Source organism: Lacinutrix sp. MEBiC02595, from assembly GCF_053601555.1.
The window spans coordinates 16,094-38,518 of record NZ_JBSHNU010000116.1; the positions used below are offsets into that span (position 1 = coordinate 16,094).

Below are 22,425 nucleotides of genomic sequence, written 5' to 3' on the forward strand. Positions count from 1 at the left end.
GCTTTCGCGGAATCGATTCCGTTAGCATAAAACGAGTTTATTAATATCCTATTTCTTAGTCGCTACAGTGTTTTTTGTACTGTAGTTTCATAGGATTAAAAAGCTTTCACGACTAATCTGCACACTAATTGGAATAACTATGCATAAACTTTTAATTATATTATTACTAGCAATCACTTGCATTTCTTGTAAAAACACAGAGAAACAAAAAGCAGAAAGCATTGTAAAAGCAGAATACACCGAAATAACAAACCACCAATATCATTTATTTGCACCTACTAAAAACACAAAAAAAGTAGTCGTGCTTTTTGGCGGATATCCAGAAACACCAGAAGATATTAAACGGGAATTCAAAATCCTCGATCTCGCAAAAGAAAAGAATATCGCCATTCTTTATATGAACTACAATCAAAAATTGTGGCTAGAAGAAAACGAAAAGCAAACACTTGCTAAACGACTACAAAATATCTTTACTGAAAATAAACTTCCGACAAATGAAACGTATATTGGCGGATTTTCAAGTGGTGGAAACGTTGCTGTATTAATGAGTGCTTTCCTAACCGAAAATAAAAATTTTCAGATAGTACCAAAAGGTGTTTTTATAGTAGACTCCCCAATAGACTTAGTTGCGTTGTATATAAGTTCCGAAAAAAATATAGAAAGAAATTTTTCAGAACCCGCAATACAAGAATCCAAGTGGATCATTACAACCTTAGAAGATAATTTTGGAACGCCTGAAGATAGTCTGCCGCAATATGAAAAGCATGCGATTTATACTTCAAAAACAAACACGATAACCAATTGGAAAGGTTTAAAAAACACGAAGATCCGATTGTATACCGAACCAGACACCCTTTGGTGGCAAGAAAATAGAAAAGCAGATTACGACCAAATGAACGCCTACTACATTCAAAAACTTTCCGAAAGTCTTAAAAATGCAGGATTTCATTATGTAGAATATATACCAACGGAAAACAAAGGGTATCGCTCCAATGGAGAAAGACATCCACATAGTTGGTCTATCATTGACAAAAAGGATTTCATAGCTTGGATCATGGAATAAGAACAACATAAACCGACTTAAAAAAGCGCAAACTCCCATTTGTGCTTTTTGCTTTTAAATTGGTAAAATATTAAGATTATTCCTTCCTTAAAATTGAATAGCTTATACTACTTTTGCGCTTAAAAAAAATGATAGAATTCCTATTCTTAGTGAAATTAGTGGTAGCCATTACATTTGTTATTGGCTTGTCTTATCTTGCTGAGAATGTGAGTCCGAAAGTTGCCGGAATCCTATCTGGATATCCTACGGGTTCTGCGATCACTTTATTTTTCTTCGGATTAGAAGTAAGTCCGGAATACGCTGCAAAAAGTGCCGTATTTAATATGATTGGTTTAACTGCAGCTTTAACCTTTGTATATGTGTATTATAGAGCATCTACCTACTTTAAAAAGCACACCATTCTCCTATCCTCTTTAACTGCAATACTTGCCTATTTTGTAATGGTAGCAGTATTACAACGTTTGGAACTCAATAAATATATAGCCATATTAATACCAATTTCTTTTTCATTTCTATGTATATATCTTTTTAGAGATATTCAAAATATTAGTATTCAAACCAAAGCAAAAATCAATTTTAGAATTTTGTTTGTTCGTGCCTTTTTTGCTGCTTTAATCATTTTATTAATTACCACCGTTCCAAAATTTGTTGGTCCTACTTGGGCAGGACTTTTTTCCGCCTTTCCTACTACTCTATTTCCGTTAATGATAATTATTCACTTTACCTATTCTAAAGAACATGTGCATACCATTATTAAAAATGTTCCCATAGGTATGTTTTCCTTGATTATTTATTCCTTAACCATATCTATTGTATATCCGTTGTATGGCATCTATCTAGGAACCCTGATTTCCTTTGGTGCAGCTACTTTATATTTATTGATGTATACCAAAATAAAAAGTTGGATAGATAATCGTTCTCACTTAAAAGAATCTAGTAGTGCTACTTAAAAAAAAACTATAGTTTTTTTATAAATAGAAAGAACCTAGATCCAAAGAACTTCAAGAAGATTTGCCTAGTAAAAGCAATTTCAGAATAAAAAAAAGGTTAATTAAGTGCTTTTTAAAATTCCAACTTATCAATAAATTCGCCTTTTAGCAAAGTATATTGCGCTTTTTTATTACCTTCTGTATCATAAATTAAAAAGGTACCATTACCATCTTTTAAGGTTCCGTGATCCAACTCGTTTCCTTGTGCATCCAACATCGCAATAACACGCATTAATTTATCTGCTACCCAGAAAAGCTTCATATTTAATTTTCCGTCTTCATAATAGATAGTGTTCATACCGTCTTTAATTCTCCTAGAAGTTGTGATACTTAAAATTTCGTAAACCTGTCCGTTAGGATGATATACTTTCTTTTCAAAAGGTTCTTCGCTACTACCATCGTAAGAGAAAGATTCTGTTATACTTTTATCCGAATTGTAAAATTTCATTTCTCCCACAACCAAACCATTTACATAGGTTTCATCTCTATACAGATAGGCTTCGCCATCTTCCGGATTTACAATTACTCGCATTAAACCATCTTCTTTATCATCTATAAAATTGTTTTCCAACGTAAAAATATTCCCGCCTTCTATTTCTATTCTTTTACTAGGTCCGTTACGCTTTCCATTTTTATAGTTTATTTCTAACGTAGTATTTCCTTTTTTATCATAGTGTTTCCATAAACCTTCTTTCAAGTCGTTTGTATAATTTCCGGTCATAGAAACTTGGTTAGCATTGTGGTAATGCTTCCAGAGTCCAGATTTCTCAAATGCTTTATTATACATGCCTTCTATTTCCACATAATCCTTCCCTTTATGCACCCTAAATTCGGTATACACATAGGTATCATAATTAAACAGTGCATGCTGATTGGTAGCTTGATAATTATTGGTATAACGCCATTCCCCTTTCGGCTTTCCTTCCGCATCATGACTCACATTTTTAATCGTAACATCCTGTTGAGTTCGAACGCCAAGCCAATCTGGCAAGAATATAGCAGTCTGTGCGGAAAGACTTTCGGCTAATAATAAAAACGAAATAATAGTGGTAACGAAAAATACCTTAGACATTTTAATACGTAGTAAATTCATTTTATAAATGTGTTTCTTCCTAAATTAGAAATTACCAAACGTTTCCTATAAAACGCTTATCGGATTACAAAATAATAAAATATTTGTTGTCAACGGACTTTCTTCCTCATAATAATAAAGGAAATTTTTCCTGGATGTAAACCGTTTAAAAATTTATTGTTTCCGACTTCAAAAAACACCATTTTAAAATTCACAATCTAAAGAATAGGTCATGATACATCTTATGAATATCTAGTACAAACCGGTTAGCCTTATACCGCAACCAATTAATAAAACACAAACCAAAGTTTGTGTTTTTTTGTTTATAAGTAAATGCATAATAGTACGAACTCCCGAATTTATAATAGCACGAATTGTTATACTTTTGATGGGCGCTTAGCAGATAAATAAACGCTACATGCTCTATGGAATTACTTATACTTTATACTGGTTTTTTACTTGCAGCCTATGCAGTAATAGGAAATGATGTTATACAAACATTAGGGACTTTTATTTCTTCCAATAACAAAACACATTGGACGGTGCTTTGGGGATTTGCCGGTATTATTTTATCTGCCACTTTAATTTTTGGTTGGTATATGTATGATGGCGACGTCTCTTACCAAAGATTAAATAGCATTACCCTTCCCGAAACCTTAAAATGGTGGCATTTAATAGCACCTCTTGCCTTATTAGTAATTACTCGTTTCGGTATCCCAGTGAGTACCACATTTATGATTCTTAGTGTTTTTTCTAGTCAGCAATTTATTGAGAAAATGATTCTAAAATCGGTGTATGGTTATGGTATTTCTGTGATTACGGCCTTTTTAATTTATCTTTTAATTGCCCAAAAACTAGAATCTAAAGCCTCTTTAGAAAAAGTACATAAAACCAATCAAAAAAGATTTTGGATTGTGGCACAATGGGCTTCCACGGCTTTTTTATGGTCGCAATGGCTTATTCAGGATTTTGCAAACATTTATGTTTTCCTACCACGAAGATTATCCATTTGGGAATTACTTGGTTCATTAGTAGTCATTTTATCTATTATGGCATATATTTTCAAAAACCGCGGTGGTAAAATTCAAGAAATGGTGAATCAGAAAGTAAATACTAGAAATATTCGTTCTGCAACCATCATTGACCTCTTTTATGGTATTATTCTATTTATATACGGAAACTATAATGCGATACCAATGAGCACCACTTGGACTTTTATTGGTATTCTTGCCGGACGAGAAATAGCAATAAACTACCTGCTTAATAAAGGAAAATTAAAAAGTTCGTACCAACTCATTGCTAAAGATTTTGCAAAAGTAAGTCTTGGTCTTGCCATTAGTATTTCTATCGTGTACTTGATTCAATTAATCAAAACCTTCTAAAAAAGGAAATTATATTTTAAAAATAATTTGCAAAACACGTAACAAAAATATAACCGAATATCCGTAAATTTTCCTTTAAATGGAATAGCAGGAATGCTTATACGTTTTAGAAGTTAACCAAAGACACCGAAAACTACAAAGCGCAAATTGGTGTTTGCAATCACAATATAGTTCTGCACATTTAAAACGAAGCTGCCTGTATTACTGTGTGGGAAATCTTTTCGAAATTAATTTTATTTGTCCCAAATGGTGCGCTTGATGTTCCATCACGTGAAACCAAGCCCAATGGGTATCTTTAGTCCACCAATCATCATTTCTCAGCTTAAATTCTTGCAATGTTTTCTTTCGTACTTTTTTATAGATATCTAAGTAATAACGTATTGGTTTTTCTTTTAATATTTCTCTAGAATCATCTAGGTTGATCGCCATTTCTAACATTTTTTTTTCTTCCTCATTATATGCATTAAAAACATCGGCGCCGAAGGAAGTTTCCTGATAAGCTGCCTCTACAGCTGATAGATGCATAATAATTGCACCTACCGAGTTTGCTTTGTCGTCAAAATGAAAATCTGTTTCCATTTGATTGCACCCTTTTGTATAGCTAATAATGTCACTTTTTAAATTTTCTAGCATATAAACCATAACACCTATTTGTGTGTCGTAGCCTTTTTTACTATTTATCTCTTGTGCGCTTAAAGAAGCTGTAGATATGAATAGAATACCGACTAGCATTCTTTTAAAAAATGTTTTCATGTGTTTAATAGTGTATTACTTCGTTCTTAAAAGGAGATCTTTCTCTTTCCCTTTTGCAAACGCATTTTCATATAGTTTGTTGTTTATCTATTCGTATAAAATATATTTCTATACTTTAGAAAAGAACACAACTAGCCACTAGTTTAGTAAAAGATACTTCGTAAGTAAAAGATACAAGCATTTGTTATTTAACGAATTGGTACTAATTAGAAAGAAATTATGTAACAAATTTAAAAATAGACATACCAATTATTAAAACATAAATAAAATGAAAAAAACAACAAAAAGAAAAGCACTACTTCTTATACCTGTTGGAATGTTCGTAATTGCAGCTTCACAGGTGTTTTCTCATTACTTAGAATTACCAGATTTTGCAAAAGGTTCCTTCGTTGGAATAGGAATTGGAGTATTGCTAGTAGCAACAATTTACAGAAATTTTAGAACTGTTAAATAGATCTTTCTGTCTGCTTTCGAAAGCGGACTTTTGATTTCATTTATGGAACTGGAAAAGTATTTTAGAACTTGTCTCTCTTTTATTCTTTCGGATTAGATCTTCCATTTATTAGAAGATAAACTTGAGCCACATAAAAAAAATTACTACGCTCCTAGCATTGCTAATGGTATGCATGACCTTATGGCAAAGCAAAAAACAGGGACCATATTCGGTATCAAGAATTACTATCTGCAAAAAAACCACGTAGAAACACGTATTGTAAACCGTTTTCTAAAATAGTAATTTCACCATAGCTATTTTCATGTGGAATATACTTGAATTCCAGACGCTTCAAAAAACAAGTAAAACAACATATTATATATCCTGTTTGGCATAATTAAAATAAAACCTATGAAAAAAATAATAACTTTTATCCTTTTAATAAGCTTCTTTACTGTTTGCAGTCAAAACCAATCTAGAGATGTTTTATTTCTAAAAAATGGTAGTATTATAAAAGGTTCTATTATAGAAATGAATCCAACAACTAGCATTAAAATTAAAACAGCAGATGGCTCTCTATTTGTTTATAAAATGGAAGAAATTTTAAAAACGGAAAAAGAAGAGATTACTACGAAACAGGAACCAATACAAGAATCATCAGGAGTAAGTCAATTGGACCTTGAAAATGTTTTCAGACCTTACTTATTAAAAAACAGATCCGATTTAGAATTTATTGGTATCACTAAAGTGAATGGCATAAAAAGAACGTTTTATGGACAACAGATTTACGAAATTGAATATGAATTATTAATAGAAACTACTACCGATATTTATATAAGTTTAGGAAATTCAAGTAATGACGTTGTAAACAGTGGTGACTTTTTACTCGACTTTTCTTATGCCGTAGAATCGACTCCAGGAACCAGGTTACTTGAAAAAGGAAAAAGAGTATTATTTACAGGAGCCGTTGGTTTTGAAGAAACAGATAATGGATGGAGAAACGGAGATTTTATTCCCGAAAATTACAAAATTGTTGCCTCCGATTATTTAACACCAGAAATTCGAAAAAGGCAAGCGGAAGAAAAAGCGATAGCTATTGCTTTATTAAAAAAAGAATTGGATTGGCAGCAACCAGATGCCGCACCTGTTTCTTTTGTTTCTAAGCACCTAAAAACCGATAATGTCCCATTATTTGGTAAAACGTATTCCAAGTATACTTTGAAGAAATCTTCCGACTACTCTGGTAGAAATGAGGTTCTAAACGAAATACAGCAAATGTTCTATTCCGCTATAGCTAATACCTACAGACATACAGAGATAGAAGCTGAAGTATATAATAGTTCGCAAAATAAAGAAATTGCAGAATTTAGTATTCAAAATGCAGTATTTGAATTTATCGAAACAGGATATCAATGTAAAATTTATTTGAAAGCTAGCATAAATGGCACCTATACAGAACCTAAAGATTTACCTTTCCGTTACAGCCTAACTATTCCAGGAGTAAGTAAATCGTATGCTAAAAAGATGAGTAAAAGGGAAGCTTTTGCTTCGGCTTTAACCGATTTAAAGTCAAACGTTTCGTCTTTCGTTTTAAAGTATAAACCAATACGTTTAGAGTTACAAAAAATAGTGACCAACAAACGAGGTAAAGCAGATCAAGTAATATTCAAAAAACCAGAATTGTTTATTGCTACCCAAAGAATAAAGTTTGAAGTACTAAACGCTAATCATTTATCTATAGCACCTGGCACATCCATGTCTTTTACCAATAGCATTGGAGAATGTTTATTTAAAGGAGAAATTATTGGAGATACAATTATTTGTGAAATAAGAGGAAGTAAAAACAAGAAAGAATTCATTAAGTACCTCGAGAATACCGATGCATTAATTGGTATATCCAAATACTAACTTCAAAGCTTCCGTTCCAAAGAAAAACTAGAAATAAACTGAAACTTAATTAATCCAAAAACAAAAAACATGTCATTTAAACTTAAAAACATCTTTTTATTATTCCTCTTTTTATATAGTACATCCGTTCTTTCGCAAAGGGCAAGCTCAGAAAAAGCCTCTTCTGTTTATTTTGCAATACCTTCTTACAACATTGACAAAACCAATCCCAATACATTCAAATATTCTTTTGCTATAGGGAAAACGAGTTTTAAGAAACCTAAGTCCTTTGAAACCGACGAAGTTTGTGTGTCTGCAGGAAGTAATAATGTGTTAAAAGACGCTAAAAAAATAAAAGTATATCAATATAGTGTTGAAGCAGAAATAAAAGATGCTTTTCTTATCATTGAAACACCCAAAGGCGAAATAATTTCCGCCGAAAAATTCCGCGGTTATAAAAACACAAACAGCTTAATGAATGAAACTGTCGAACTATTCTATGGCGACGGCAAATGCTATTGGTCCACTAAAGTTTTGGAAATGGCATGGAAAGAAGAGCAAGACGATTGGAAAAAAGAAAAACAGAAAAATATTAAGGCATTTATTTTTGAAAAGGCACAAAAAAGTGCAAATTCCAAGTTTAATTTTGGTTATCAATCTTATTCGCTTCCTGTGTATACCGGTAAAGGAGGCAAAGGAAATGATTATAGTTCCTTAGATAACGCACAAAAGCAAGCACTTGCTGTGTACAACCAAATAGCTAGCGAAGGCACAATTACCGAAAAGGCCATCGACCAACTTATGGTTCCTGTTACTACTTGGTTACAAACTATGGACGAAGTTAATTTAGACGACAAAAAGGCAAAGATTAACGCAAAAGTAGCACGCGGTTTATATATCAATTTAGCTTCCGCATACTTTCATATGAACGATTTAGATAACGCCTTAAAATACATAGAACTTCATGGGGAAACGTATAAAAACGCTACTATTAAAGTTACAGATTCAGACATAAATAATCTTTCTAGACTTATCTCTGAACAACAAAAAGGAATAGCGGAAAACCCAAATTTATCAAATGATTTTGAGGCTTTGAATCTAAAGTATAAAGCTTTAGGCACAGCCAATATCCAGATAAAAGATGTAGGAGAAGATATGGCTAGTGAACTAGCAGCTCGCGAACATTTGTATGCTAAAGACAATAAAAAGCAAGCCGATATTGCTGCCAATGGAGGAAGTATTTACAAAACCAACATTAAACAAGGTCAATATGGATCAACATTAGTCATGATGTCTATCTATGATGGCGATTTAAATACGTTTCCTTTAGAAGTTACACAATTGGATGTAGATGGATTAGTGTTTTCTGGTGGTTATTCTTTTACAAGCATTCCTGTAGAAATAGGTAATATGACCAACCTTAAGGAAATCAATCTTTCGTCAAGTGCGGTTTCTAGTATTCCTGAGGAGATTGGTAATCTAACCAATTTGAAAAAATTAAACTTAAGTTGGACTAAGATTAGTACACTTCCCGAATCCATTAAAAATTTGAAAAACCTGAAAGTATTGAATATTAAGAAAACTAGAATTTCTCCTGCCGAATTAGAAAAGATTCAATCCTGGTTACCAAAAGGATGCAAGGTAAAAGCCTAAAATAGTCGCTTTCGCGGAAAACATTTAGGAGGATTTTTCTTAGAACTATTCTGAAAAAGATTAAATACATAAATTCTTAAAGTACAAACTTCGGTTTGTGCTTTTTTTTGTTTTTTATAAAGGCATAGCAATACCGTTTACCAAATTCGAATATCATGTACGGTTATACTTTAACTAGTGAAAATTTAAAATACAAGTAGTTATACGTATTGCAAACCATTATTTTAAATGGTAATTTAGCTTTCAACACTTTACAATACTTTAGTAAAAAAAACTTTTGTGTGTAATGCCAGAAAAATCCGAACTAACAAGAAAAAAAAAGACGAAAACAATTTAGTTTTCGTCTTCAGGTTTAATAAATTCGGACTGATATTTTTCTAAAAACTTTTTCTGTCTTGCAAGCATTTGTTGCCTTAATTTATCAATGTCCATAAAGTCATTACCAAAATTGCTTCCCAAAAAATCATCATTAAAGAAATGTTTGCTAAAAAGGGAATCTGGAGAAAAAACATCTTCAAATCCTTGATTTTCGAATCCTGAATAGTTTGAGAAAAAACGTGATTTAAAAGATTCTATTAAGCTATCTTTACCTGACAATGAGAGATTATCGAACCTATCATTGGAAGACCAAGAATAAATGCTATCGTACCTAATTAAATTTCCGTTTTCATCCAATTCTTTATCAACTTTCCAAGCTCCTTTAGGCTCTTCAACTATATAAGTCTTATTTTCTTCTTTTTCAACTTTTTTGGTTTCATTTTCTTGTCCTTTACAACTAACGCTTAACAAGCCAACCAGCAACAATAAAACATACTTTTTCATCACTATAGTTTTAAGTTAAACTTAATTTTGGGTTTGTTATAAATGTTTTTAACAAACCACCAGTTTCTATCATTTTAATCAATCTATTTTGGTGGAACACTTCTGATTTTCGTTCCCCATTTTTATACCAAATACATTCCAAATAACTGTCATTATCAACCAAACCGAATATGGAATCCTTTTTTGGAACATATTTAATTACTTGCATTTTCGGAGAGGTAAGTTTTCCTTTAACTTTTACCCATTCCCCAGATTTAAACTTTCTTGGCATATCCATAAAATTTTAAAGAATTAAACTTATTATTAAGAGGATGCTGAAAAAATCAGCATCCCTCTTAATATTTTACTCTAAAATTTAGTGAAACAATTATGAAATCTTGATGCTTCTGGCAGGCTTTTGTTTAGCCTCTTCTTTTTTTGGTAAAAGAATATTTAAAATACCATTATCATAATTTGCATTAATCTGTTCATCGTTTACACTTTCTGGTAAATTAAAGGTTCTTTTGAACGAGGAGTAACCATACTCTCTACGCGTATAATTTTCTTCCTTATGTTCACTTTCTTCCTTTGTTTCCGTAGAAATAGATAATACTTGATTATCAAGGTCAATTTGGAAATCTGATTTCTTTAGACCTGGAACTGCCATTTCAACCATAAAAGCATCAGCCGTTTCTTTAATATTTACTTTAGGCAAAGTAATTCCAGTATTAAAATTTGAAGTGAATACTGATGGTAGGTCCCTATTAAAGATGTCATCTAACCAATTGGACAAAGTTGGGAAGTTTTGATTTGAATTGCTGCTCGCTAAACTTCCATTTTTAGGAACAGTTACTAAATTGCTCATAATTAAAAAATTTAAATTAAACATTATTTCAAATTTGAAATCTTTACGACTTCAATAACCTTTAAACAAATTAAATACCAAAATCGATTTACTAGGTTTTATCGAAATTATTACTCATTATTCTGTGTAAATTTGTCATAATTATGAAATATTGTCACATTTACTTCCGATAAAATGACATATTTACATTTAGGATTTATGCTAAAATTAAAAATCAATTATGGAATATAAAAATTACCGAATAAAAGCTTGGAATAAGCACTACACACTGCAGCGTATATATTTTATTGCTAGGTTCTCCTCTATTCCATCACACCTAAATATACTTTAAAGCACAAACCTAGATTTGTGCTTTTTTATTTTTAATACAAGTACAATCCATACCGTTTCCTGAAATGACAACAGCATTATATAGTACAACAAACCGAACTAAAGAACTGTTTATTAGCTAAATACACGCACAACTACGTATTGCAAATCACTATTTTAAATAGTAAATTGGGTGTAACAACTTTAGCCCAATACGCGCTTATTTACAGGATATAAGTTTAGTTCTTATATAAGGAGTTGGCAATAATTAAAACCAACCAATAAAAGGAATAGTATGGAACAATCCAATCACAAAGTTATTCGCGAATATGAATTGGATACTTGGACGAGATGCGCACCAAGTTATAATGAAACTTGGGCAACTTTAACCAATGAAACACTTTCATTATTAATAAACAAAACAAATATTCATTCTAATCTTTCCATACTAGATATTGGTTAGGTGCTGGAAATTCAACCAATAAAATTAGGGAAACAGGAGCGCATGTAATAGGAATTTATTTTTCTCAAAAAATGATAGACCAAGCCAATGCCATCTATAAAGATATTACCTTTAAACAAGCGGATGCTGAAAATATTCCACTAGAAGATAACACCATGGATGTGGTAATAGCAAATTTTGTAGTGCATCATTTTGCGGAACCCAATAAAGTTTTTAAAGAAATACACAGAATTTTAAAACCAAATGGAAGATTTGCTTTTGCAGTTTGGGGTGCTAATGAAGAACAAAGTTCTTTAGGCGCTTTTTTTCAAGCGTTTGCAAACCATCATGAAATGTCTGCATTACCTCACGGACCACTATTTGGAGTTACCGATTTTGACACTTATAATAAACTCATAACAACAGCGGATTTAAAAAATGTCGAATTAGAAAAACGAAATACAAATTGGAATATGGATTCTCTAACCCCATTAATTAATGGCTGTTGGGATTGGGGGAATTTAGCTTTATTCCCAGAAGATAAACAAAAAGATATTAAAAACGACTTCATTAAAAATTGTGAAACCTTTAAAAAAGGAAATAGTTATTCCTTTCCACATTCTGCAATAATAGGATATGGTGAAAAATAAAAAACGTTTTCTAATAGGGATATAATGACTTACTAGCCAGCACCTAATAAACTTGAACAATATTTAAAAGCACAAACCTTCGTTTGTGCTTTATTTTTATAAAAAAGACGCCAAATACGGTTTCCTATAAGGTAATAACAAAGCCTTGGTACATCTTCCAATCACAAACTATTGTTTGTTACTTTACAAATACACGTAGAAATACGTATTGCAAAAAGGGATTTTAAATGGTAACTTAGTTTCGTCAATTACATGATTATAAGCACTTTATTAATAGAAAATGGTAACCTTAGTTGTTATATAATAAGTTATGCTTCATTATCAGAAACCGACTTCAAGCACAAATTATGCAAGAAGTACTGTTTGATTTAAAAATAGATTTAAGAAAGAATAAACGACAGATTCTATATTACTCTAGATTACTCTAGCTAAATTATAGGACGAATATTAATTAACTAAAAGTAATTTCAACTATTATGACACTACGATTTTACAAATTAAATATAATAATAGCCTGCCTTTTTTTAAGTTCCTGTGCTAATAATAAAAAAGAATTTGGCACCATGATTATTCATGGAGGAACCATTTATACAGTAGACTCCACACAGACAACAGTGGAGGCCGTGGTAACAAAAAAGGATAAAATTCTCTTTGCTGGAAGTTTTGAGGAAGCCAAAAGCTATCAAAATGAACAAACGGAACTTATCAATTTAGAAGGGAAGACGATGACGCCTGGCTTAATTGAAGGTCATGGTCATTTTATGGGCTTAGGCTATAATGAATTAGAGCTTGACCTTATGCATACAACCAGCTATCAAGATATTGTAGACGCCGTTGCAGAGAAAGTGAAAACGTCTAAACCAGGCGAATGGATTCTTGGTGGAGGTTGGCACCAAAGCAAATGGGACAGTATGCCAGCAAACATAGTTAAAGGATTTCAGACGCATCATTTACTCAGCGAAATATCACCAGATAACCCCGTTTTTTTAAGTCATGCAAGTGGTCACGCAGGCTTCGCAAATGCTAAGGCTATGGAAATTGCAGGTTTAAATGGCTTACGTAAAGAGGGAATCCAATCTTATAATATGGAAGGAGGAGAAGTCATTGTAGATGAATTTGGTATGCCAACAGGTATTTTCAATGAACGTGCGCTATCTTTGATTTACAAGTATATCCCAGAAGAGACACCAGAAAAAAACATGCAAGCTTTTAATCTAGCTATGGAAGCGTGTCATAAAAATGGTATAACTAGTTTTCATGACGCAGGTATTTCAAAAAATACCATAGCGCTCTACGATGATATGCAATCGGCTGGAAAAATGAATGTTAGAATGTATGCTATGTTAAGAGGTGGTGAAGAATTACTTGAGGAATGGCTAGAAAAAGGTCCAAGGATAGATCCAGACCATCGGTTAACTATACGTTCTATAAAATTAAGTTGTGATGGTGCTTTAGGTTCCAGAGGTGCTTGGCTTTTAGAACCTTACACAGATCGTAAAGGGCACTATGGCCATGAAACGCTTCCAATGGATATAGTAAAAGAAGTAGCAATAAAAGGACTGCAACACAATTTTCAAGTCTGTTCACATGCCATTGGAGATCGTGCTAATAGAGAAATTCTGGATCAATATGAATTAGCTTTAAAGGAATTAAATATGTTAGATACCGATCATAGATTCCGTATTGAACATGCGCAACATCTACATCCAGATGACATTCCTCGTTTTGCAGAACTGCATGTAATTCCTGCAATGCAGGCAATACACTTGTCTTCAGATAGACTTTGGGCTATTGACCGATTAGGTGAAAAACGAATCAAAGATGGTGCCTACATGTGGCAAGATTTATTGCAGAGTGGCGTTCCTATTGTTAACGGAACGGACGTACCTGTAGAACCTCTTAATCCTATTGCTAGTTTCTATGCTAGTGTAAGTCGTAAAACACTTAAAGGAACTCCGGAAGGCGGTTATGAGCCAGAACAAAAAATGACACGAATGCAGGCTTTAAAATCATATACTTTAGATGCTGCTTATGGCGCCTTCGAAGAAAACATTAAAGGTTCTATTCGTAGTGGTAAGCTTGCCGATTTTACCATTTACAATCAAGATTTGATGACCGTGGTAGAAAATCAGATTTTAAATACGGAAATCGTCATGACCATTTTTAATGGTAATGTAGTGTACAATAAATTAGCAAATTAACGAAAGACCAACAACGTACACCGTTAATTTTCAAGCGAATACCAACTTACAAACATTCCTACGGAATATTCTATCTGTCATTTATTTGCTAAATTAGGTGCTTAACAACACCACTAATTATATACAAATCGGTTAACGACAATTATAAAAAAATGAATAGTTTCCTGGAAATAAAATTTAGAATTCCCCTGTTTGTATTTGCAGCGCTACTATTTCAAATGGTTGGCTGTAAGCAGGCATCTGAAAATGCAATGAAAGCTAATTTTCATCATGTACATCTAAATGTCAGAGATAGAGATTCAACCATAGCATATTATGAAAAATACTTTGGCGCAACTCGAGTAAAATACCGAGACCAATCGGACGCGCTATTTACGGAGAAATCCTTTTTATTCATGCATCTTGTGGATAACAAGCCATCAACACATTTAGGTTCTAGTTTATGGCATATTGGTTGGTCTGGTGTAGATGGGCAATCCGAATTTGATTGGAGAGTGAAAGAAGGAATAGCTATTCATACACCTATTACCCCACTTTACGATAATTTTTGGATGTACTTTCTTGGCCCAGAACAGGAAGTTATAGAGGTTTATACCGGAAATAAAAACCACCGATTTGAACACATACACTTACTAGCCACTAATGTGGATAAAACTATGGATTGGTTTAAATCTAATTTGGGGTTGCTTCCTGTATATGAAAAGGCAAAACAATGGGAGAACAACAAGCTTCGGTGGAAATGGAATTTACTAACCGTCGATAATATTAATATCATAGTATTTGGCAAACCAGTGGAGGAAGAATCATGGTGGCCTAAAGAAAAAATGAAACCAACAGATGGTAGTGCAATCGATCATATTAGTTTTTCATTCGAAAATATTGGACCAGTAATGGATAAAATGAGATCTGCTGGGTTAGACATTGTACAGGATATAAAAATAGATCCTATGTATGGTATGAAAAGTTTTTTCGTTAGAGGTCTTGATGGTCTGCTAGTAGAAATAGTAGAGGAAAAGCCAATCCCTGAAGGCATATGGCGCTAATAACACAAACAACGTTTCCTGTAGGATAATTACAAAACCTTAGATATGATTAAGTTCTTTAGACACATAAGACAGCGACTACTTTCTGAAAACAAATTCAGTAAATATCTAATGTATGCAGTTGGAGAAATTATACTGGTTGTTATCGGTATTTTAATTGCGCTACAATTAAACAATGCCAAAGAAATTAGTAAACTTGATGAAACAAGGCACAATTACTATAGTCAGATTTTAGTGGATCTGGATAAAGAAATAGAAAACATTACGAATCGAATTTCCTTTTTAGAAAGTAACACTGTCTCTTTTGAAGCATACAACAAATATATGGAGACTTTAGATTTAGAGCCTAATCAAATTATGCAGGAATTACTTAAAATTAATAGAGTATCGAGATACGCATCATTCAACACAAATACTATTCAAACATTAGAATCGACAGGAGATATAAAATTAATGCCAGAAATTATTCGAAATCATCTACTGGATGTAAAGCGCTCTCAAGAAAGCTTCAGTAAAGTGTCTAATGGCAATAATGAAGTATACTTAAATGCGCTAATGAAACCGCTTCAATTAGGTCTTCTTAGATTAAACACGAAAAAACCTATGTATAAAGGTTCAAGAATCCATGATAATATAGAAGAAATTATTTTGACACTTGAAGGTGCATTAGGTTTAAAATATTATACTGAAATTAACAATACTAAAGCCCTTAGCGATATGCTGATTAATATAAAAGAATTAAAAGTAAGGATTAATCTGGAACTTAAAAACAAATAACGAAAGCACAACAACGGGTAAAAGGAATCACCACTCCTAACCCACCACAACAAACCACACTTTAAAGCACAAACCTAGATTTGTGCTTTTTTGTTTTTAATACATACACAATCATACGGTTTCCCGTAATGACAATATCATTTCTTACTATACTTTGACATTGCAAACGACTTGTTACGTACTTTATAAATATACGTAGAACGACATATTGCAAGGCATTCTTTTAAATAGTAGTTCGGCTATATTAACAATAGAACTAGAAAGTCTTGTAATACTCAATATTTAGAGGCTATAAGTACGTTTACTTATTATATAAAAAGTTAGGCATAATTCCCCAATCAGAATCCGAAATAAATTACTTTGGATTAAAACAACAGACTGAAAAGGGAAACACTTAATACTATTTCTGCAACTCAAAGTTAATTCGAATTAATACCATTTATCACTTACAACTTTAATTTCTTCTTTTGCATCCGCTATCATTTGTTCCGTTTTGACTGCATACTGTATCATACCAAACTTATTGATAGCTTCCGCAGGAATCCCAAGAAAATCAAAAGCTGTTATTAAAAAAGGAGTTGCAAAATTAACACTTTTATAAGGTTCCATTCCAAAATCACTTCCACTTGTCATTAATATCAAAGCTTTTGTATTTTTACAGAATCCTTGAATACCAGTTTCTGTATATCCAAAAGTTTTTCCAGCCTGTATAACAGCATCAAACCAAGCTTTAACTGTTGCAGGAATTGAAAAATTGTACATCGGACTTGCCAAAACAACAAAATCTGTATCCAATAATTGTTGCATCATTTTATCATTTTTGGCTAAAACTTTCTGTTGTTCATCCGTAAGTGTTACACCTCCAAAATTTCTATTTACATAAAGATTCAAATTTTCTTTTAATAATAAATCTGGAGCTTCTTCTGCTAAATCCACAAATGTTATTTCTGTTTTTTCTTGATTGTTTTCTATAAAGAAATCAAGCATTTTTTTTGTATTGGAATTATCTCTTGGAGTATAACTTAAAATTAATGTTTTTTTCATTTTAATATTCTTTTATTATTACCAACAAATTTATGCTAAATTTGCTATATAAAGTATACTACTATACTAAAGTATATCGGTATACTTTAGTATATCTAATTATTAAGATGCATTTAAAAATGGCCAAAAAAAAGAGTGAAACGAATATATATACACCAACAGAATGCAAAAAATTTATTCTTCCTGTTCGAGATGTTATAGACATAATTGGAGGAAAATGGAGATTGCCAATTATTATAGCGCTATCTTTTAAAATTCATAGGTTTAAAGAATTAGAACGCCAAATTGAAGGAATAACCCCAAGAATGTTATCCAAGGAATTAAAGGAGTTAGAAATAAATGGTTTAATAAACAGAGAGGTATTTGACACTATGCCTGTCACTGTTGCATATAGCCTTACGGATTACGGAAAATCATTAGATAAGGTAATTGAAACAATGAGAGATTGGGGATTAACCCATAGAAACAAAATAAGAAATGAGTAAAAACGATGCCTAACAAGGTATAAAATGAATCGCTCGGTTCTCCTCTAGCCCACCATACCAAAACACACATTAAAAGCACAAACCTAGATTTGTGCTTTTTTGTTTTTAATACATGGTAGCCACTTGACTTCCAGTAATTAGAATCTCATTTGTTGTTATACTTTGGACCAATGAACACAACTTGTTACTTACTTTGTAATTATACGTAGGACTACGTATTGCAAGGCACTGTTTTAAATAGTAGTTTGGCCAGATCAATTTTAGAACTAAAAAGTCTTGCATTACCTTATATTTAGAGGCTATAAGCAAGTTTACTTATTATATAAATAGTTAACGCGCATGAAAACAGCATGAAAAAAAGAATATACCTATTAGCAATTATCCTTTTTAGTTGCAACAACAAGGTTGCAAAGACTGAAAACAAGTCGACAAATGCACCTTCGATGGAGAAAAAGAACGCACCAACCCCAATGCAACCAACGCCAATGCAACCAAACATTATTGGAGAAAAAACTATTAGTGCAAAAAAATTTGAGTTTAAGAGTCCAAATAGAGCTACGGAAGATACGCTGATTTTAAAAACGAATTATAAAGATTTTATGATAAGTCCATTCGGACTATTTAAAGTAAATAGTAACAATGCGATACAACTAAAAACCGATTTCATAGTTGACACCGCATATCTACACGAAACAAAGGAATACTATTATGTTTTTTTTACCGATACAGAAGGCGATGCAGCAACAAGTTGGATTGAAAAAATCAAAAAAAAACCTTTAAAATCTGAATATATAACGCAAATTTACGGCTTCAATTTGGCAGTACCGATAATTTACAAAGAGGATGTTTATGTTTCTGCAATGGGCTTTGTTGGGAAAATAAACTTACAAACAGGTACTTATAAATGGAAACATAACAATTTATATGATAATGAAAGGTATTCCTTTAACATTTTCGATACTGTTTTGGTAAATGAACTGGATGTTGAATTCATATCTAAAAACGACCAAAGCAAGCGAATAGATAAAGTGATTGTAGACAATAAAACAGGAAAAATCAGAAAAATTGTTAAATAAAAACGACACGCCAATCATGGCTATAATTAAGACGGGTTTTGGTGTGTAATCGAAAGTTAACTACTTTTAATTCCCTTACTAACCATAGCCGAGACCTTGCTTATAATAGGAAGCGAAACTTCTAACAAAGAATGGAAACAAAAAAAATATTTATAGTACTTGGAATAATAGTACTTATTGCTATTGGTTACTTTTATCTCTATGCAAAAGGATTAGGTGCCATGTATGCTGTTGGTAGCAAACCTGATGAAAGTCCTTTTTTTATAACTACGCAACCAATAATGGTTAAAAATATACGCGTACCAAAAGACACTAAAATCACTTATAAAAAACAATACTTTTGGGAGAAAAAGGAACAAACAGAACTTCTTAAAGAGAAAAATATTCTTAAGATTTCTTTTAATGAAGTAATATATTGGGGAGAAGTACCAATTACTTCCATAGAAAAATTTTTTAATCCAAAAATGATAGGTTTTAATGTTAATGCTGATTTTACTAAATTAAATAAAAATAAAGAAACTCCATTTTCTAATCTATGGCAAAGTTGTAATAGTGCTTTAGCAATACAAGTGAAAGACATAAATGATTGGTCTTTTAACAAAGAAAACATTTCAGATATTCAAGGTTGTGGTAGAATGAACAGATACTTTAGTGAAGACATAAAACAACAAAACTTTTTAAATGATTTGAATACCGAAATGAGGGAAATAAAAGATTAAAAAATACGATTAGGCAACACTGTGTATGCTTTATTACTAGATGCTTATGAAAATCCTTATTTTTAATAATTTAAACCTTAATGAGAAATCTAAAATGAGAAATCCAATATTAATAACATTTGCATTCTTTACTATTTCATTCTGTTACTCACAAGAATGGAAATTAATAGATACGGATTCCAAAGGTCAGGAAACCTATATTAGACAACACACAGAAAATACTGCTTGGTTTAAAACAATTCCATTTCAAGTACCAAGGGATTTCTCTAAATATGGAATGGATAAAAAAGAAGAAGGATATGTTATCCGACTATATAAAATTGATTGTAAATCAAAAAAAATGGGGACACTTGCATATTATTTTTACAATATGGACGGCGAAACGACATACAGTTATGAATATGAAGATTACGAAGTGAAAATGTCTTATGCGGTACCAGATAGTACTGGAGAATTTTTAGTTAATAAATTTTGTGAATTGAATTAATTTGAAATAAACAAAAAAAAATAGATTGTTTTTTACGAAAATGAAAAAATAACGAAAGCACATCAACGGGTGAAAAGAATTACCACTCCTAACCTACTATACCATTACACACTTTAAAGCACAAACCTCAATTTGTGCTTTTTTATTTTAAAGAAATGCATAACCATACGGTTTCCCGTAATGAGAATATAATTTGTTGTGATACCTTTGAGTGGTCAACTACTGTTAGTTCCTTTTTAAATATACGTAGAACTACGTATTGTAAGTCACTATTTTAAATAGTAGTTTGGCCTTACTTATTTAACTGCTTTTATCACTTTGTGTTTATTGGATATAAGCAGATTTAGTTATTATATAACGAGTTGTAAAACATTATGAGAAAAATCCGTAAAAAACATAAAAATTAATGTCAAATTGGAAACCATATACAGTCGAAGATATTCTCGAAAAGATTGATAACGAAGAATTTGTTCTACCTGTTGTTCAACGAAATTTAGTCTGGAAAGAAGAAAAAATCGAACTGCTTTTTGACACTTTGCTAAAAGGAGATTCCTTTGGTGGCATAATGACAATTAAAGATTTCAAAAACAGAAAACCCTTATTTGCTTTTAGACCTTTCATAAAGAAATTTTATAATTCACAAAAGGTAGAATCAAAAAACCTAGAAACACTTCCACAAAATTTATCCTATGTAGTTGATGGACAACAAAGATTATCAGCTTTTAATATTGGGATTTTAGGCGAATACAACAATAGAAAATTGTATTTCGATTTATTGAGCGAGGTAAGAAAAGATAACTTCAATTTCTCTTTTGCAAAAGACACAAGTGAACTAAAAAAGGAACTTGACAATTTCGATGGCACTAGTAAAAATTCCACTTTATGGATTTCAGTAACAGATTTATTCAAACAAATCAAAGAAGCTGGAAAAAAGTACAAATATGTAGCAGAAGACGAGATATTCAATATTCGTGATTTTACCAAAATTGAAAAAGAGAGAATACTTGATTGTCTAGAATCATTTACGGACGAAATATTCTCAAGTGAAAATATTGGTATTTGCGAGGTTAGAATTAACCTCAAAGATGATATTACTAAAAACAGACAACGTGTAGTTGAGTTATTTAGAAGATTAAATCAAGGCGGAACAAAATTAGATGGACTTGAATTAATGGCATCTAAACTAAAAGGATTTAATTCCGCAAATGAAAAATTCCTTTTTGACATTAGAGATTTTGACGATATTGGGTTTGGTCAAGATGAAGTAATTAAACTTTTATTCATCTTACAAGACAATCACAAAAAAAATATTGCAGACATATCAGAAACAGATTCAAATTTCATAACAGAAAACGAGATAAGAATAAAAAACTCGCTCATAGGAACTAGAGGTTTTCTAAAAAACTCAAACCTTTATGAATTTTACAACAAAAATAAACCTTCAATAATTCCTTTATATTTTATTGCTTATCATCTTTATCATTTAGACGTAAATGATGATAAGTTAAACACATATTTTGACACATTTGACACTTCCAATCAAGATTTTAAACTAATTGAAAATTGGTTGAAATTATCAATGTTAAATAAAGTCTTTAGAAGAAGAGGTGCAGGTTGGACGGCTTACTCGACAGGTATTCGGAAAATATTAGAAGTTTGTAGCAAAAACAAAAATCAATTATTTCCAAAAGATGCATTATATGAAATGTATTATAATCACGGACTAGATTTCTCAGATGAAATAAAAGAGGAATGGTTACACAGTTATGATTTTGATTTTCTTATGTATCTAATTTACGACAGACCAAAAACATTTAGAATTAACGACATAGACCATATTCATCCGAAATCAATTCTAGAATCGAACGAAGTTGAATGGAATAAAATCAACAACGTTGCGAATTTTCAATTACTCGATATGGGAACTAATAGAGGAGAAAAAAACGGAAAGGAGTTTGAAGAATGGACAAGAAACTATGTTAAAAACATAACTGATTACACAAAAATACATTTAATTCCAGAAAATAAAATATTGTGGAAATCAAATAATTTTGAGCGATTTTTGGAAAAAAGACAGAACTTGATGGTCGAAAAATTAAACATTTTACTAAAATAACGTTTTACAACAACGTATATAAAACATAGCTATTACAAGATTTCCGAGAGGTTTGTGTGTATTTGCAAAGTTCGCCAAATTTTTTAATTTGGTTTTTTAAGAAAATAAGATAAAAAGAAATTTAAAAAATTCGGCTCGTGCATAATCCGAAAGGTTAGCGTCTATATTATACGCCACT

The 22,425-nt window shown here is 31.7% G+C and carries 21 protein-coding genes and 1 pseudogene; 16 read left to right on the forward strand and 6 right to left on the reverse strand.

Going from position 1 to position 22,425, the window contains the following annotated elements; genetic code table 11:
* Positions 1-139 precede the first annotated feature (139 nt).
* Entirely contained in the window at positions 140-1,063 is a 924-nt protein-coding gene (locus tag ACVCZW_RS00645; RefSeq protein ID WP_452231380.1) for a hypothetical protein, read from the forward strand.
* A 128-nt stretch (positions 1,064-1,191) separates the two neighbouring features.
* Positions 1,192-2,013, forward strand: a complete 822-nt coding sequence (locus ACVCZW_RS00650) for a hypothetical protein (RefSeq protein ID WP_452231381.1) — start codon at positions 1,192-1,194, stop codon at positions 2,011-2,013.
* A gap of 112 nt (positions 2,014-2,125) precedes the next feature.
* Here the strand turns inward: ACVCZW_RS00650 and ACVCZW_RS00655 are convergent, their stop codons facing one another.
* Positions 2,126-3,145 (reverse strand): hypothetical protein, encoded by a 1,020-nt coding sequence (locus ACVCZW_RS00655; protein WP_452231382.1) that lies wholly within the window; start codon positions 3,143-3,145, stop codon positions 2,126-2,128.
* 404 nt (positions 3,146-3,549) lie between these two features.
* Here ACVCZW_RS00655 and ACVCZW_RS00660 point away from each other — a divergent pair, with 404 nt between their 5' ends.
* Positions 3,550-4,506, forward strand: a complete 957-nt coding sequence (locus ACVCZW_RS00660) for a hypothetical protein (protein WP_452231383.1) — start codon at positions 3,550-3,552, stop codon at positions 4,504-4,506.
* 201 nt (positions 4,507-4,707) lie between these two features.
* On the opposite strand, the gene ACVCZW_RS00665 is transcribed toward ACVCZW_RS00660, so the two are convergent.
* On the reverse strand, positions 4,708-5,259 hold the full coding sequence (locus tag ACVCZW_RS00665) for a mycothiol transferase (protein WP_452231384.1): 552 nt from the start codon (positions 5,257-5,259) through the stop codon (positions 4,708-4,710).
* Between the two features lie 268 nt (positions 5,260-5,527).
* On the opposite strand from ACVCZW_RS00665, the gene ACVCZW_RS00670 reads away from it, so the two are divergent.
* The 3 genes from ACVCZW_RS00670 to ACVCZW_RS00680 all read left to right on the forward strand — a co-directional run bounded on the left by ACVCZW_RS00670 (position 5,528) and on the right by ACVCZW_RS00680 (position 9,232).
* Positions 5,528-5,713: a hypothetical protein gene (locus tag ACVCZW_RS00670; protein ID WP_452231385.1), complete on the forward strand. Its 186-nt coding sequence runs from the start codon at positions 5,528-5,530 to the stop codon at positions 5,711-5,713.
* A 390-nt stretch (positions 5,714-6,103) separates the two neighbouring features.
* Positions 6,104-7,600 (forward strand): hypothetical protein, encoded by a 1,497-nt coding sequence (locus ACVCZW_RS00675; RefSeq protein WP_452231386.1) that lies wholly within the window; start codon positions 6,104-6,106, stop codon positions 7,598-7,600.
* Between the two features lie 69 nt (positions 7,601-7,669).
* A complete protein-coding gene (locus ACVCZW_RS00680) occupies positions 7,670-9,232 on the forward strand; it encodes a leucine-rich repeat domain-containing protein (protein ID WP_452231387.1) in 1,563 nt (520 codons plus the stop codon).
* Between the two features lie 333 nt (positions 9,233-9,565).
* Here ACVCZW_RS00680 and ACVCZW_RS00685 read toward each other — a convergent pair whose 3' ends face one another.
* The 3 genes from ACVCZW_RS00685 to ACVCZW_RS00695 all read right to left on the reverse strand — a co-directional run bounded on the left by ACVCZW_RS00685 (position 9,566) and on the right by ACVCZW_RS00695 (position 10,898).
* Positions 9,566-10,054 (reverse strand): hypothetical protein, encoded by a 489-nt coding sequence (locus tag ACVCZW_RS00685; protein WP_452231388.1) that lies wholly within the window; start codon positions 10,052-10,054, stop codon positions 9,566-9,568.
* Between the two features lie 10 nt (positions 10,055-10,064).
* Positions 10,065-10,325 carry a hypothetical protein gene (locus ACVCZW_RS00690; protein ID WP_452230050.1) on the reverse strand — a complete coding sequence of 87 codons (261 nt, stop codon included), beginning with the start codon at positions 10,323-10,325 and terminating at the stop codon, positions 10,065-10,067.
* A 96-nt stretch (positions 10,326-10,421) separates the two neighbouring features.
* Positions 10,422-10,898, reverse strand: a complete 477-nt coding sequence (locus ACVCZW_RS00695) for an Hsp20/alpha crystallin family protein (protein WP_452230051.1) — start codon at positions 10,896-10,898, stop codon at positions 10,422-10,424.
* Positions 10,899-11,502: 604 nt separating this feature from the next.
* Here ACVCZW_RS00695 and ACVCZW_RS00700 point away from each other — a divergent pair.
* The 5 genes and pseudogenes from ACVCZW_RS00700 (at position 11,503) to ACVCZW_RS00720 (ending at position 16,320) form a co-directional block, all read left to right on the forward strand.
* Positions 11,503-11,670 (forward strand): hypothetical protein, encoded by a 168-nt coding sequence (locus ACVCZW_RS00700; RefSeq protein ID WP_452230052.1) that lies wholly within the window; start codon positions 11,503-11,505, stop codon positions 11,668-11,670.
* Between the two features lie 11 nt (positions 11,671-11,681).
* Positions 11,682-12,299 (forward strand): annotated as a pseudogene (locus ACVCZW_RS00705) (class I SAM-dependent methyltransferase); the annotation flags it as partial.
* Positions 12,300-12,862: 563 nt separating this feature from the next.
* Entirely contained in the window at positions 12,863-14,500 is a 1,638-nt protein-coding gene (locus tag ACVCZW_RS00710) for an amidohydrolase (RefSeq protein ID WP_452231389.1), read from the forward strand.
* 152 nt (positions 14,501-14,652) lie between these two features.
* The gene (locus ACVCZW_RS00715) at positions 14,653-15,543 is read left to right on the forward strand and encodes a VOC family protein (RefSeq protein ID WP_452231390.1); all 891 of its coding nucleotides are present in this window, start codon (positions 14,653-14,655) and stop codon (positions 15,541-15,543) included.
* A 45-nt stretch (positions 15,544-15,588) separates the two neighbouring features.
* The gene (locus ACVCZW_RS00720; RefSeq protein WP_452231391.1) at positions 15,589-16,320 is read left to right on the forward strand and encodes a hypothetical protein; all 732 of its coding nucleotides are present in this window, start codon (positions 15,589-15,591) and stop codon (positions 16,318-16,320) included.
* Positions 16,321-16,749: 429 nt separating this feature from the next.
* On the opposite strand, the gene ACVCZW_RS00725 is transcribed toward ACVCZW_RS00720, so the two are convergent.
* On the reverse strand, positions 16,750-17,364 hold the full coding sequence (locus ACVCZW_RS00725) for an FMN-dependent NADH-azoreductase (RefSeq protein WP_452230056.1): 615 nt from the start codon (positions 17,362-17,364) through the stop codon (positions 16,750-16,752).
* Between the two features lie 32 nt (positions 17,365-17,396).
* On the opposite strand from ACVCZW_RS00725, the gene ACVCZW_RS00730 reads away from it, so the two are divergent.
* The 5 genes from ACVCZW_RS00730 to ACVCZW_RS00750 all read left to right on the forward strand — a co-directional run bounded on the left by ACVCZW_RS00730 (position 17,397) and on the right by ACVCZW_RS00750 (position 22,247).
* Positions 17,397-17,849, forward strand: a complete 453-nt coding sequence (locus ACVCZW_RS00730; protein WP_452231392.1) for a winged helix-turn-helix transcriptional regulator — start codon at positions 17,397-17,399, stop codon at positions 17,847-17,849.
* Between the two features lie 350 nt (positions 17,850-18,199).
* Positions 18,200-18,925: a hypothetical protein gene (locus ACVCZW_RS00735; RefSeq protein WP_452231393.1), complete on the forward strand. Its 726-nt coding sequence runs from the start codon at positions 18,200-18,202 to the stop codon at positions 18,923-18,925.
* Between the two features lie 131 nt (positions 18,926-19,056).
* Positions 19,057-19,644, forward strand: a complete 588-nt coding sequence (locus ACVCZW_RS00740; protein WP_452231394.1) for a hypothetical protein — start codon at positions 19,057-19,059, stop codon at positions 19,642-19,644.
* 46 nt (positions 19,645-19,690) lie between these two features.
* Complete coding sequence (locus tag ACVCZW_RS00745) at positions 19,691-20,131, forward strand: surface-adhesin E family protein (protein WP_452231395.1); 441 nt, start codon at positions 19,691-19,693, stop codon at positions 20,129-20,131.
* 406 nt (positions 20,132-20,537) lie between these two features.
* Positions 20,538-22,247 (forward strand): GmrSD restriction endonuclease domain-containing protein, encoded by a 1,710-nt coding sequence (locus tag ACVCZW_RS00750; RefSeq protein WP_452231396.1) that lies wholly within the window; start codon positions 20,538-20,540, stop codon positions 22,245-22,247.
* The last annotated feature ends 178 nt before the right edge of the window (positions 22,248-22,425 follow it).